The organism is Kitasatospora sp. MBT66 (assembly GCF_000710405.2).
Taxonomy (GTDB): domain Bacteria; phylum Actinomycetota; class Actinomycetes; order Streptomycetales; family Streptomycetaceae; genus Kitasatospora; species Kitasatospora purpeofusca.
Map to the genome: position 1 here is coordinate 185086 of NZ_JAIY01000013.1, position 12592 is coordinate 197677.

Below are 12592 nucleotides of genomic sequence, written 5' to 3' on the forward strand. Positions count from 1 at the left end.
GGCGTTCTTCGGTTCTCCGGGCCGCTGCTACTGGTTGCGGTAGTAGCCGAAGAGGTCGGCGATCACGTCGGTGGTGCCGCCGTGGTTGGCGATCTCGAACGTGCCCTCGGGGCCGACCGGGATGGTGGTGTGGTTGGAGACGTCCATCCCGGGGGTGGCGTTGAGGTTGCTGGTGTCGGGCTTGGCCGTCCCGGTGGCCCACGCGGTGAGGTGGGTGGCACCGAGTGTCCCGGTCGCGGTCAGGTTGACCACCGCGGCGCTCGCGCCGGTGGGCACGCGCCAGACCCGCTGGCTGGTGAACGGCGCGAAGGTGACGTTGCCCCGCGAGTCCAGCAGGCGGGTCGGGGTGACCGGGGTGAACAGGCCCTTGCCGTCCGGGCTGTAGTAGCCGGAGACGTCCACCACGAGGTGGGAGCTCGCGGCGTTGGTGAACAGCTCGATGCTGCCGTCGGCGCCGAGCGGGACGACGACCTGGTTGGCGATGTCCCGGCCGGGGGCGGTGTTGAGGTTGGAGCCGGCCGCGGGGCGGGCCGCGCCGCCGGGGTAGACGGCGACGAAGCCGGCCGAGGCGGACTCGGTGGCGGTGACGTTGAGCACCGCGGAGGTGGCGCCCGCCGGGACGCCGCCGGTGCCGGCGACCTGGAGGCGTCGGGGGGTGCCGCCGGTCAGCGGGGTGGCGTCGGAGCGGGTGTCGAGCAGCCGGGCCGGGGCGAGGGAGGTGAAGCGGTCGGGGGCGGCGGCCGTGAAGTAGCCGAGGACGTCGGCGACGGCGTGCACGGTGCCCGAGTTGTTGCGCACCACGACCTTGCCGTCCGGGCCGATCGGGACGGTCACCAGGTTGGCGACGTCCTGGCCGGGGCCGAAGTTCACGTTCGAGGTGGTCGGCCGGGCGGCGGCGGACGGGTAGACGTCCAGGTGGCTGTCGGCGGTGCCCTCGGTCGCGGTCAGGTTGAGCACGACGGCGGTGGCACCCGCGGGCACCAGGGTGGCGGAGCCGGGCTTGCGGACGTCCAGGGCGATGGTCTCGCCGGCGCCGAGCCGCGGGTAGCGGCTGCCGGCCTCACGGGTGTCCAGGACACGGGTCGGCGCGATCGCGGTGTAGCCGGCCGGGGTGTAGTCGACGCTGAACCACCGCTGGCCCGTCAGGGTGGCACCGAGCTCGTCGGTGGCCGTGAGCTTCACCGTGTAGTTGCCGGGCTTGGCGTACACGTGGCGCTCGACGGGGCGGTCGGGTCCGGAGACCGTGGTGCCGTCGCCGAAGTCGTAGGAGTAGTTGGCGATCCGCGTCGGCATGACGGGGTTGGCGTCGATCCGGACGGCCAGCGGGTCGGAGCCGCTCTCCGGGGTCACCTTGAGGTCGGCCTTGAAGGAGCCGACGACCTCGTAGGCACCGCGGTCGCGGAACGCGCCGCTCGGGCCGGCGTCGGGGGCGTCGGGGTGGTCGATCGGGCGGTGGCCGAACAGGTCGACGGCCGGGGTGCCGGGCACGTCGGGACCGGCGGAGTCGACCACGATGCCGGGCTGCCAGGTGTCGAGCACGGCCGTCGGCACCGAGAACGGGAACTGGTCGAAGTCGAAGCTCATCGAGTACGGGTTCAGGTCGTGGGCGCCCTGGCCGGTCGCGGCCTTCAGCTGCGGGGCCTCCAGGTAGTCGGCGCCGCCCCACTTGTAGACCGGGATGTTACCGGGAGAGGGCGACACGACGGTGTTGTGGTCGAGGACGGTGCCCTCGGTCGAGCCGGCCGACACCTGGACGACGGACCCGTCGGCGACGTTGTTGGTGATCGTCGCGTGGTGGGACGCGCCGGCCAGGTCGATCGCGGTCGACACGTTCCACTGGTAGCGCACGGTGTTGTGGGTGATGACCGTGTTCGGCGCGTCGGTCACCGACACGGCCGACCCGAAGGTGGCGCTGAAGTCGTTGCCGGCGATCACCGTCCCGGTGGCGCCCGGACCGACCTTCACGCCGCCGTGGGGCAGGCTGACGAGCGAGCGCTCGACCCGGACGCCGTCGCTGGCACCGGTGATGCTCACGGCGGGCCGGAGGATGTCGCCGTTCGGCTGCTGGATCCAGTTGCCGGAGAGCTCGACCCGGCTGACGGCGTCGAGTTCGAAGTGGGTCAGGTTGAAGCCGGAGAACACGATGTCGTGCCGGCCGGACATCTTCACCGGCTGCTTCTGCGCACTGCTGACGACCGGGAAGGACTTCCGGTCGAGGAGACTGCCGCCCCCGCGGAAGGTGATCGGCTTGCCGGGCTCGCCGGAGCGCTTGATGACCAGGTCCTCGGCGTAGGTGCCCGGGGCGACCTCCACGGTCTGGCCCGGCAGCGCCTGGTCGGCGGCGGCCTGGATGGTGCAGAACGGCTGGGCCCGGGTGCCCGGACCGCTGTTCGTGCAGGCGCCGTCGGAGCCCTGGACGTACAGGACGGCGGCCGGTTCGGCCGCCGTCGCGGGCAGCGGCAGGCTCACCACGGCGGAGACCACGGCGGCGCCCAGGCCGGCCGTGTGACGGATGCGCACGGTGTACTTCTCCCCCAAGAGTCGTCAAAGCCGCGACACTCGCGGCCGGTCCCGACCCGGTCGGGCCGTGTCCGACCCGATGGAGTGTCTGCGGAGCATTGGTGAGAATTATGGGGGTGGGGTCGGACGTTCCCGGCCGCGGGGTGCGGTTGGCCCGGGCGGCCGCCCGAGAAAGCGTTGGGTAACCGGGTGATCACTCGCTCTTGAGGTCGTCGGCGGGGCGGCGCGCTCAACAGCCCTTCGAGGAACCCTTGGTCGTCCTCGGTCGCGGAGCCCGATGATTCACAACTCCCGGGGGAACCAGGGGTCGTGGACCTCCCGGGGTCCGTCCGGCGTCAACAGGGTGAGCGCGAGCGGCGAGGCCGCGTACTCGGCCAGCAGTACCGCTCCATGACGCGTCTCCAGCTCGGCCTGGATCGGTACCCGCAGCCTGCTCAGCGCCCGCCGCAGCTGCAGCGCGTCGCGGCGGCTGACCGGTTGCGGGGCGCGCAGCACCACCCGCAGGGGGCTGAGCGGGCCCGCCACCGGTTCGCCGGTGGCCAGCTCGTAGCCGATCGCGCCGATCGGGCCCCAGGCCAGCCGGTGGTCCGCGATCAGCTGCCCGGCGGCGGGCAGCACCGCCAGGGCCGGGATCGCGGCGGTTCGCCCGGGCGGCAGCAGGCCGAGCCGGTCCGGCAGTTGCTCGGGGCGCAGCGTGCGGGCCACCGCCGCCCGTGGTGCCAGTGCGTCCAACCTCTGCCCGCGTTCGGGACCGCGCACCGTGACCGGGATCCAGGTCTCGGCGGCGGCCGACACGTCCCGGGTGCAGCGCACGGGATGCGGGGTGTCGACGGGTGACCCCGCCACCGAGGGGGCCCGCGCGACCGTCACCCAGGGATGCGCGCGCAGTACCTGTCGGGCCCAGGCGGGAAGTTCGCCGCCGTCGAGGGGCCGCAGGGAGCCGGTGCACTGCATCAGCAGCAGGTCGTGGGCGCCGGGCAGCCGTCCGCCGAGTGCGGCCAGTGAGCCGACCAGTCGGCGCGGCCCGCCGTGCGGGTCCTCACTCGGACGGGGGACACGGGGGCGGGCGGCGACGGTCACGGCGGGCTCCTGGGGTGGACGGACCGGCTGACGGTTCCCAGCCTTCCCCCGCCCGCTTGCCCCGGCTACGGCCTTTCGGCGCCCACCACCAGGGACCAAGGGCTCAATGCCAGCGGGTGCGGCCCCGGCACTGCGGTGTGAGAGTGGGGGCAAACCGGAATTCGCCCGGAGGAGGAGTCATGGGCATCTTCGACAGGTTCCGCCACAAGGCGCAGCACTCCGCCGAGGAGGCCAGGTCCTCGCTCGGCGGGGGCCCCGAGCAGGACACCACCGCGATGAACGACGCCGCCCAGCGTGCCGCGCTCGCGCACGACGAGGCCGCCGACGCCTTCGGCAGTGAGGCGGAGAAGGCGCGCGAGGCCCGGGAGTCGGCCGCGATCGGCGAGCGGGAGGCGGAGGAGCGGGCCCGCCAGGACATGACCGCCGAGGGCGACCCCTGGGGCTGACGTCCGGATCCGCGGCTGGATCGCGACAGCCGCCGCTCACCGCTCCCGGGGCGGTAGCGGCGGCCGCCGCAGGTCCGGGCGCGGCGTGTCCGCGGGCGGCGGCACCGCGGCGGGCGCGTCCTCCAGCAGTTCCAGTGCCAGCCGCACCGCCGTGACGAGTTCCGGGTAGCGCCCGGCGGCCCAGTCCCTGGGTGCGCGGATCACGTGCACGTCCGGTTCGACGCCCCGGTTCTCGATCGACCAGCCGAGCCCGCCGGTGAACCAGGAGGCGTTCTTCGGCACCGAGATCTGCGTGCCGTCGCCGAGCAGGTGCCGCCCGGTCATGCCGACCACTCCGCCCCAGGTGCGGTTGCCGACCACCGGGCCGAGCCCGAGCAGCCGGATCGCGGCGATGACGACGTCCCCGTCCGAGCTGGTGGCCTCGTCGGCGAGTGCCACCACCGGCCCGCGCGGCGCGTCGCGCGGCCACCGGACGGGTTCCCGGCCGCGGCTGAAGTCCCAGGCCAGGACGCGGCGGGTGAGTTTCTCCAGGACGAGTTCGGAGACGTTGCCGCCGGCGTTGCCGCGCACGTCCAGGACGAGCGCGGGCTTGTCCATCTCCCGCCGCACGTCCCGGTTGAACTGCGCCCAGCCGGAGCCGCCGAGGTCCGGGATGTGCAGGTAGCCGCACCGGCCGTCGCTGAACTCCCGTACCAGCGCGCGCCGTTTGACCACCCAGTCCTGGTAGCGGATGGGCCGTTCGTCGGTGAGCGGGGTGACCGTGATCCGGCGCGCGGTGCCCTCGGGGCCGCCCCGGCGCAGGGTGAGTTCGACGCTGGTCCCGCCGGTGCCGGCGAGCAGCGGCAGCGGTCCGCGGACGGGGTCGACGGGGCGCCCGGCGACGGCGAGCAGTTCGTCGCCGTCGTGCACGCCGTGGGTGGCGAGCGGGGCGCGGGCGCGCGGGTCGGAGGACTCGCCGGGCAGGATGCGGTCGACCAGCCAGTGCCCGTCGGGGGAGCGGTGGGCGTTGGCGCCGAGCAGGCCGACCGGCTGCTGGGCGAGGGAGGGGCCCTCGCCGCGCCGGGAGGGGGTGACGTAGGCGTGCGAGGTGCCGAGCTCGCCGAGGAGTTCGCGCAGCAGGTCGGCGAAGTCGTCGGGGCCGGCGATCCGTTCCAGCAGCGGTTCGTACTGGGCGACCAGGGCGGGCCAGTCCAGTCCGCACATCCCCTCGTCCCAGAACTGGTCCCGGACGATCCGCGCGGCCTCCGCGTAGGACTGCCGCCACTCGGCGGCCGGGTGCACGGTGTGGGTGATCCGCCGCAGGTCGACGGTGGTGGCGGCGGAGGGCGCGGTGACCGGGAGGATCCGCAGGGTGCCGGCCGAGTAGACGGCGACCGAGCCGCCGTCGCCGGAGACCGCGAAGCCGTCGAGCCGGTCGGCGAGGGTGGAGCGGCTGCCGCGGGCCAGGTCGTAGTACTCCAGGGAGGGGCGGCCGGAGGTGTCGTCGGGGTTGGTGAAGGTCTGGCCGAGGGTGCCGGAGATCGGCCAGCGCAGCCAGACCAGGCCGCCCCGGACGGCGTCGGTGGCCGAGTACTTGCCGGCCAGGACGGGGAACTGGATCAGCCGCCCGCCGATGCCCTCGGGGTCGACGTGGACGGTGCCGTCGCCGCCGCCGTCGCCGTGCGGGGCGGGGTCCTCGTCGGGGGCGGCGAACGGGGACGGGGTGCCGGCGGCGAGCGGGACGAGGTAGGGGCGGCAGCCGAGCGGGAAGGAGAGGTCGCCGGTGTGCACGTCGTGCACGGGGTCGAAGCCGCGCCAGGAGAGGAAGGCCAGGTAGCGGCCGTCCCGGGTGAAGGTGGGCTGCTCGTCCTCGAACCGGCCGTCGGTGACGTCGACGACCGGCGCGGGGGCGTCGGTGCGGGTGAGCCGGATCCGGCGCAGTGAGCGGCCGGCGGCGGGCTGGGACCAGGCGATCCACCGGGAGTCGGGGGAGAAGCGGGCGCTGGTGACCGGTCCGTGGCCGGAGGCGGCGAGTTCCCGGACGGTGCCGTCGGCGGCGGTGATCAGCAGCAGCCGCCCGTCGGAGGAGGTGGCGGCGAGGAGGGCGCCGTCGGGGGCGGCGCTGAGTTCCAGGACGCGGCCGAGCCGCCCGGCGGCGAGCACCCGGTGGCCGTGCTGCGAGGGGGCCTGTTCGTGGCCGGGCAGCGGCACGATCTCGACGGCGTCCTCGCCCTCGCCGTCGGTGATCCAGGCGGCCTCGCCGGTGCCGGCGAGCACGACCGGCAGCCGGGTGCGGACGCCGGGGGTGTCGGCGAGCGCCCGGGCCGGGCCCTCGCGGTGGGTGAGCCAGTACTGGCTGCCGCGGACGGTGATCACCCCGGCCCGGCCGGTGCGGTCGCAGGCGAGGTCCTTGACGTGGGAGGCGGCGGTGACCCGGTACGGGCGGCGGCCGGCCCGGGCGCCGCCGAGCGGGACGTGCAGCCGGCGCGGGGCGGGGGCGTCGAGGCCGTCCAGCAGCCAGAGGTCGCCGGCGTGCTGGTAGACGATCCGGGTGCCGTCGGTGGCGGCCTCGCGGGCGTAGTAGGAGGCGTGGTCGGTGTGGCGGCGCAGTCCGGTGCCGTCGGGGCGGCAGGAGTAGAGGTTGCCGATGCCCTCGTGGTCGGAGAGGAAGGCGATCCGGTCGCCGTCGGCGGCGGTGACGGGCATCGGGGAGGCGAGGTGCCCGGGGAGGTCGGCGAGGATGCGTTCGCCGTCGACCCAGAGCCGGCCGGTGGCGCCGCCGCGGTAGCGCTTCCAGGCGGCGGGTTCGTGCGGGGCGGCGCCGGTGAGCAGCACGGTGTGGGCGGGGCCGACCTGGGCGTCGCCGACCGGTCCCCAGGGCATCCGGCGGGCGGGGCTGCCGTCGGCGGGCAGGGCGTGCGCCCAGGTGTAGTGGCCGAAGGGCTCGTGGTAGGAGGTGACGGCGAGCAGTTCGCCGTCGGGCAGCCAGCCGCGCAGCCGGGTGTCCTGGCTGCCCCAGTGGCTGAGCCGGTGGGCCTCGCCGCCGTCGACGGGGGCGGTCCACACCTCGGGGGCGAGGCTCAGCCAGCCGGTCCAGGCGAGGGTGCGGCCGTCGGGGGAGAGCCTGGGGTGGCTGACCCGGGTGCGGTCGCAGCTGATCCGCCAGGCCCGGCCGGTGCCGGCGGCGTCGGGGTCGAGCGGGGCGATCCAGACGTCGTCCTCGGCGGTGAACGCCAGCAGGCCCCCGCGCAGGTGGGGGTGGCGGAGGTAGCCGGACGACGTCACCCTTCCATGCTTCGGCCGGGGCTCGGGCCCGGCAACCGGAACCCGGTGTTCCACATCCCCGGAACCCGCCCGGAGTCCCCCCGGTACCCGCCCCGGCCTGCCGTTCCCGGACCCCGGGACCGGCCCCGACCTGCCGCTCCCGGGGCCCGGAACCGGTCTGGACCATTGACACCGTACGGCCGGATCCACTTCAGTGGTCTAGTCCAACTCTCCTGCCCGGCCGCACCGTTCCCCCACCACCGGTGCGCGACCGGGCATGCCCGTACACCCCCACACCCGCGCCTCCGCGAGGAGTCCCCCACATGCGCAGATCAACCGTCAACCTGCCCGCGCCCGCCCGCCGCCGGCCGCGCGCCCTGCTGGCCGCCGGCACCGCCTCGGCCGTCGCCGCCGCCACCATGGTCGGCCTCACCCTGGGCCTCGCGCCCAGCGCCTCGGCCGGGGAGTTCCTGGTCAACGGCGGTTTCGAGAGCGGCGCCCTCGGCCCCTGGAGCTGCTCCGGCGGCACCGGCAGCGTCGTCACCGGCCAGTCCCACGGCGGGACCTACGCCCTCGCCGGGGCCGCCTCGGCGGGCGACAGCGCCCGCTGTGCGCAGACCGTCACCGTCGCGCCGAACACCGCCTACACGCTCAGCGCCTACGTCAAGGGCTCGTACGTCTACCTCGGTGTCGACGGCGGCACCTCGACCTGGACGCCCGGCACCGGCGGCGCCTACCAGAAGCTCAGCGTCGCCTTCACCACCGGCGCCACCCAGACCAGCGCCACCGTCTACACCCACGGCTGGTACGGCCAGGGCACCTACTACGCGGACGACGTCTCGCTGGACGGCCCCGGCGCCCCCAGCCCGACCGCGACGCCCACCGCCACCCCGACGGTCACCCCGACCGTCACCCCCACGGTTACGCCGACCGTGACGCCGACGGTCACCCCCACGGTGACCCCGACCGTCACGCCCACCGGCACCCCGACCAGCCCGCCGCCCGGCTCCAAGGCCCTGGTCGGCTACCTGCACGCGAGCTTCGCCAACGGCGCCGGCTACACCAAGGTGGCGGACGTCCCCGACTCGTGGGACTTCATCAACCTCTCCTTCGGCGAGCCGACCTCCGTCACCTCGGGCGACATCCGGTTCAACCGCTGCCCGGCCACCGAGTGCCCGACCGTCGAGTCCGACGCCGACTTCAAGGCCGCCATCGCGGCCAAGCGCGCCAAGGGCAAGAAGGTGCTGATCTCGATCGGCGGCCAGAACGGCCAGGTGCAGCTCACCACCACCGCCGCCCGGGACACCTTCGTCAGCTCGGTCTCGGCGATCATCGACAAGTGGGGCCTGGACGGCCTGGACATCGACTTCGAGGGCCACTCGCTGTCGCTCCAGACCGGCGACACCGACTTCAAGAACCCGACCAGCCCGGTCATCGTCAACCTGATCTCGGCGATCCGCACGCTCAAGGCCAAGTACGGCCCGAACTTCGTGCTGACCATGGCGCCGGAGACCTTCTTCGTCCAACTCGGCTACCAGTACTACGGTTCCGGCCCCTGGGGCGGCCAGGACCCGAGGGCCGGCGCCTACCTGCCGGTCATCCACGCCCTGCGCGACGACCTGACCCTGCTGCACGTCCAGGACTACAACTCCGGCTCCATCATGGGCCTGGACAACCAGTACCACTCGATGGGCGGCGCCGACTTCCACGTCGCGATGACCGACATGCTGCTCAAGGGCTTCCCGGTGGCGGGCAACACCAACAACGTGTTCCCGGCGCTGCCCGCCTCCAAGGTGGCCATCGGCATGCCGGCCACCACCAACGCGGGCAACGGCTACGTCGCCCCGGCCGAGGTCAACAAGGCGCTGGACTGCCTCACCAAGCTCGCCAACTGCGGGAGCTACGTCCCCAAGGCGGGCGCCCAGCCCGGCCTGCGCGGTCTGATGACCTGGTCCATCAACTGGGACCAGTTCGGCGGCCGGGAGTTCTCGAAGAACTTCGACTCCTACTTCCGCCGCTGACGGCTGACAGCTGACGGCAGCCCGCCGACCGCGGCCCGACCGCGGTCGGCGGGGGCCGCACCGGAACGACCGCTGGGCGGCGGTGGGTCGGACGCACCCGCCGCTCAGCGGTCCACCCGGACCGCCTCCAGGTACTCCGCGATCGCGTCCCGGTTGCGGGTCAGACAGGAGATCCGCTCGCTCATCCCGGACAACTCCCGCTCCAGGGTGGCGATCATCTCCGGGGTGGCGTGCTCGAAGTGGATGGTGCGGGGCTTGTCGAGACAGGGCAGGATCTGTTTGATGATCCTGGTCGGCAGTCCCGCGTCCAGCAGCCCCCGGACCTGCAGCACCCGGTCCACCGTCGGCTCGTCGTAGGAGCGGTAGCCGTTGGCGCAGCGCCCGGCCACGATCAGCCCCTGCTCCTCGTAGTACCGCAGCAGCCGCCGGGACGCCCCGGTCCGCTCGGACAGCTCGCCGATCCGCATGTGCCCCACCTCACAGCCGGTCGCGTTGACCCTCACATCAATGTGAGGGTTCGAGCATAACCGGCATGCCGACCACGCCACGGACGACCGTCCGGAACGCCTCAGCCACCACCCCGCCCACCGCCACGGCCCCGGCGGCCCTGCCGCTGCCCGCCCTGCTGGCCCTCGCCACCGCCGTCTTCGTCACCGCCCTCACCGAGACCCTGCCGGCCGGCGTGCTGCCCGCGATGAGCGCCGACCTCGGCGTCGGCGAGTCCGCCGCGGGCCAGGCCGTCACCGTCTACGCCGTCGGCACCGCCCTCACCGCCGTCCCGCTCACCGCGGCCACCGCCGGCTGGGGCCGCCGGCGCCTGCTGCTCACCGCGATGGTCGGCTTCGCCGCCGCCAACACCGTCACCGCGCTGTCCACCAGCTACCCGCTCACGATGGCCGCCCGCTTCCTCGCCGGGGTCGCCGCCGGCCTCGCCTGGGCCCTGCTCGCCGGGTACGCCCGGCTGCTCGCGCCGCCCGAGCTCCAGGGCCAGGCGATCGCCGTCGCGATGACCGGGGTGCCGCTCGCCCTGTCGCTGGGCGTGCCCGCCGGGACCTTCCTCGGCGAGGCGCTCGACTGGACGGTGCCGTTCCTGCTGATGACCGGGGTCGCGGTCGGCGTGACCGGCTGGATCGCCGCGGCCGTCCCCGAGGTGCCCGGCCGGGCCCGCGGCGAACGGACCCCGGTCCTGCGCTCCCTCACTGTCCCCGGGGTGACCCCGGTGCTCGCCGTGACCGTCGTGGTCGTCCTCGCCCACACCGTCCTCTACACCTACATCGCGCCCTTCCTCGACCGGCGCGGCATGGGCGGCGCCACCGACGCGGTGCTGCTGGCCTTCGGCGCGGCCTCGCTGCTGAGCATCTGGTTCACCGGCGCGCACATCCACCGCCGGCTGCGCGCGCTCTCCGTCGGCGCCACCCTGCTGATCGCCGCCGCGGCCGCCGTGCTCGGCCTGGCCACCGGCAGCACCCTCGCGGTGTACGCGGCCGCCGCGCTGTGGGGACTCGGCTGGGGCGGCATGCCCACCCTGCTGCAGACCGCCGTCGGCGAGGCGGGCGGCGAGCAGGCGGACGCCGCGCAGACGGTGCTGGTCACCCTGTGGAACGCGGCGATGGCCGGCGGGGGCGTGGCCGGCGGCCTGCTGCTGGACGGGCTCGGCGCGGGCTCCTTCCCGTGGGCGGTGCTGCTCCTGCTGCTGGCCGTGCTCGCGGTGGTGCTGGCCGCCCGCACCCACGGCTTCCCGGCCCGCCGCCCCGGCCCCGCCGGCTGAGCGGCGCCGTCTCCCGCCCGGACGGCAGGTCCCCGGTCCGGGCCCGGCCTTCAGCCGCGAGCCCGGGCCTGCTGCCGGTCCACGTACTCGGTGACGATCGCGAAGAAGCGCGCCGGGTCCTCGAACGGCAGGCCGTGGCCGCCGGGCACCTCCAGGTACTCGGCCCCGCGCAGGGCCCCGGCGAGTTCGCGCTGGTGGTGGGGCGGGACGACCTGGTCGTCCGCGCTCGCCAGGACCAGCGCGGGCGCGACGACCCGGCCGACGGCGTCCCGCAGGTCGACCCGGGCGTCGAGCTCCAGTTGCCCGAGGATGCGGTCGTCGAGCATGGCCGCGAACCCCGCGGCCAGCTCGGCGAACCCCGCGTCGTCCAGAGCGCCGAGGAGGCCGGGCCCCATCGCGGTGAGGATCAGCTGCCGGGCCAGCAGGGCCGGGTCGGTGCGCAGCAGCCGCGCCCACAGGTCGAACATGAACGCCTCGCGCGGGGCGCTCCTGACCCACCCGGCGTGCAGGGCGAGCGAGGTCACGGCGGCCGGGTGCCGGGCGGCCACGGAGGTGGCGACGACCGCGCCCAGCGAGTGGCCGACCAGGTGGAACCGTTCCAGTCCGGCGTTCCGGGCGGTGGCGAGGACCCGGTCGGCGAGGGCGTCGAGGTCGATCGGCCCGAGGTCGACCGGGGTGGCGCCGGCGCCGGGCAGGTTGGGGGCGACGACGGTGTAGCGGTCGCGCGCGGCATCGACGAGAGGTCCCCAGTTCGAGACCGCGTCGGCGCCGGTGCCGTGGAGCAGGACCAGGCCCGGGCCGGTCCCCGCGACGGTGCGGTCGAGCGGTTCGGCGCGGGCCGGGGCGATGCGGGCCAGTTCGGTGCGGACGGGGGCGGTGCGGACGGGTTCGGTGCGGACCAAGGAGTGCCTCCGAGAGTGGTGCGGGACCGGGTGACGGGGCATCAAGGTAGCAGAGCTCTGTCATATAGCAGAACTCTGTCATTCATCAGGGTTCGATCCTCCGGCGTACGATGGCGCGCATGGAGATGCCGGTCACCGAACGCCTCGGACTGCACATCAAGCGGGTGGAGCAGGAGCTGATGGCCGCCAAGCACGCGGCGCTCCGCCCGTTCGGGCTGACGGTCCCGCAGTACGCCGCGCTGTACACGCTCGCCGACCGGCCCGGACTCTCCGCGGCCGCGCTCGCCCGTGCCTGCCTGGTCACCCCGCAGACCGTGGCCACCGTGCTCGCCAACCTGGAGGCCAAGGACCTGGTCGTCCGCCGGCCGCATCCCTGGCACCGCAAGGTGACCGAGGTGCACCTCACCGACGAGGGCCGCCGACTGCTCGCGCTGGCCGACGTGGAGGCCGTCGCCGTCGAGCGGCGGATCGCCGACGGCTTCAGCCCGGAGGAGCGGGAGCGGCTGATCGAGCTGCTCGGCCGTGCGTCGGCCCAGCTCGCCGCCCCGTCGGAACAGGGCTGACGCGGGTCCGTGCCGGAGCGGGGGCCGGAGCGGGGCCCCGACCGCCCGG

9 protein-coding genes are annotated in these 12592 nt (G+C 74.6%); 4 read left to right on the plus strand and 5 right to left on the minus strand.

All coding sequences use genetic code 11. The features are described from left to right. Window positions 1-27: 27 nt before the first annotated feature. Both BI06_RS55225 and BI06_RS34315 read right to left on the minus strand, forming a co-directional pair. The gene (locus tag BI06_RS55225) at window positions 28-2520 is read right to left on the minus strand and encodes a PKD domain-containing protein (RefSeq protein WP_043474837.1); all 2493 of its coding nucleotides are present in this window, start codon (window positions 2518-2520) and stop codon (window positions 28-30) included. A 282-nt stretch (window positions 2521-2802) separates the two neighbouring features. After that, complete coding sequence (locus BI06_RS34315) at window positions 2803-3600, minus strand: phosphoribosyl-dephospho-CoA transferase MdcG domain-containing protein (protein WP_051742560.1); 798 nt, start codon at window positions 3598-3600, stop codon at window positions 2803-2805. A gap of 179 nt (window positions 3601-3779) precedes the next feature. Here BI06_RS34315 and BI06_RS34320 point away from each other — a divergent pair, with 179 nt between their 5' ends. After that, complete coding sequence (locus BI06_RS34320; RefSeq protein ID WP_030394158.1) at window positions 3780-4046, plus strand: hypothetical protein; 267 nt, start codon at window positions 3780-3782, stop codon at window positions 4044-4046. 36 nt (window positions 4047-4082) lie between these two features. Here the strand turns inward: BI06_RS34320 and BI06_RS34325 are convergent, their stop codons facing one another. Next, on the minus strand, window positions 4083-7310 hold the full coding sequence (locus tag BI06_RS34325; protein WP_043474840.1) for a S41 family peptidase: 3228 nt from the start codon (window positions 7308-7310) through the stop codon (window positions 4083-4085). Window positions 7311-7612: 302 nt separating this feature from the next. Here BI06_RS34325 and BI06_RS34330 point away from each other — a divergent pair, with 302 nt between their 5' ends. Then, complete coding sequence (locus BI06_RS34330) at window positions 7613-9310, plus strand: chitinase (RefSeq protein ID WP_051742561.1); 1698 nt, start codon at window positions 7613-7615, stop codon at window positions 9308-9310. Between the two features lie 104 nt (window positions 9311-9414). On the opposite strand, the gene BI06_RS34335 is transcribed toward BI06_RS34330, so the two are convergent. Next, window positions 9415-9777 carry a MerR family transcriptional regulator gene (locus BI06_RS34335; RefSeq protein ID WP_030394155.1) on the minus strand — a complete coding sequence of 121 codons (363 nt, stop codon included), beginning with the start codon at window positions 9775-9777 and terminating at the stop codon, window positions 9415-9417. A gap of 65 nt (window positions 9778-9842) precedes the next feature. Here BI06_RS34335 and BI06_RS34340 point away from each other — a divergent pair, with 65 nt between their 5' ends. Beyond that, complete coding sequence (locus tag BI06_RS34340; protein ID WP_107113464.1) at window positions 9843-11078, plus strand: MFS transporter; 1236 nt, start codon at window positions 9843-9845, stop codon at window positions 11076-11078. Window positions 11079-11128: 50 nt separating this feature from the next. On the opposite strand, the gene BI06_RS34345 is transcribed toward BI06_RS34340, so the two are convergent. After that, the gene (locus tag BI06_RS34345; RefSeq protein ID WP_233290402.1) at window positions 11129-11980 is read right to left on the minus strand and encodes an alpha/beta fold hydrolase; all 852 of its coding nucleotides are present in this window, start codon (window positions 11978-11980) and stop codon (window positions 11129-11131) included. Between the two features lie 119 nt (window positions 11981-12099). Between BI06_RS34345 and BI06_RS34350 the strand changes: the two genes are divergently transcribed. Further along, window positions 12100-12543, plus strand: coding sequence for a MarR family winged helix-turn-helix transcriptional regulator (locus BI06_RS34350; RefSeq protein ID WP_233290403.1), 444 nt, complete (start codon window positions 12100-12102; stop codon window positions 12541-12543). Window positions 12544-12592: the final 49 nt, after the last annotated feature.

Excerpts from the sequence above, each read along its gene's own strand:
- BI06_RS34320 (WP_030394158.1), top strand. The coding sequence starts at position 3,780 with ATGGGCATCTTCGACAGGTTCCGCCACAAGGCGCAGCACTCCGCCGAG.
- BI06_RS34330 (WP_051742561.1), top strand. The coding sequence starts at position 7,613 with ATGCGCAGATCAACCGTCAACCTGCCCGCGCCCGCCCGCCGCCGGCCG.
- BI06_RS34335 (WP_030394155.1), bottom strand. The coding sequence starts at position 9,777 with ATGCGGATCGGCGAGCTGTCCGAGCGGACCGGGGCGTCCCGGCGGCTG.
- BI06_RS34340 (WP_107113464.1), top strand. The coding sequence starts at position 9,843 with ATGCCGACCACGCCACGGACGACCGTCCGGAACGCCTCAGCCACCACC.
- BI06_RS34350 (WP_233290403.1), top strand. The coding sequence starts at position 12,100 with ATGGAGATGCCGGTCACCGAACGCCTCGGACTGCACATCAAGCGGGTG.